The following is a 446-nucleotide window of genomic DNA, read 5'->3' as shown; positions in this document are numbered from 1 at the left end:
CGCGCGATCTTCGAAACGCTGCAGAGCCTCAACCCGCATCCGACCACGGAACTCGAATACACGACGCCGTTCGAGCTGTTGATCGCGGTGATGCTGTCGGCGCAGGCAACCGACGTATCGGTCAACAAGGCGATGCGCAAGATGTTCCCGGTGGCCAACACGCCGAAGAAGATCGTCGCGCTCGGCGAGGAAGGCGTCGCCGACTACATCAAGACGATCGGCCTCTACCGGACGAAGGCAAAGAACGTCGTCGCGGCGAGCCGTATCCTGCTCGAGCAATACGGCGGCGAAGTCCCCGCCGAGCGCGAGGCGCTCGAGAGCCTGCCGGGGGTCGGCCGCAAGACCGCGAACGTCGTGCTGAACACCGCGTTCGGCCAGCCGACGATCGCCGTCGACACGCACATCTTCCGCGTCGCGAACCGCACGGGGCTCGCGCCCGGCAAGGA

Annotated in this window: 1 protein-coding gene; it reads left to right on the top strand. The window is 65.9% G+C overall.

The genetic code is table 11. The features are described from left to right. Positions 1-6 precede the first annotated feature (6 nt). A partial coding sequence (nth, locus tag J5M73_RS31405) for an endonuclease III (RefSeq protein WP_207816969.1) occupies positions 7-446 on the top strand: 440 nt, incomplete at its 3' end.

It is taken from the genome of Pseudomonas sp. 50_B (genome assembly GCF_017491625.1).
GTDB lineage: Bacteria > Pseudomonadota > Gammaproteobacteria > Pseudomonadales > Pseudomonadaceae > Aquipseudomonas > Aquipseudomonas danubii.
The sequence above is the reverse complement of the archived record's forward strand: the minus strand, read 5'-3'. Positions and strand labels throughout refer to the sequence as shown.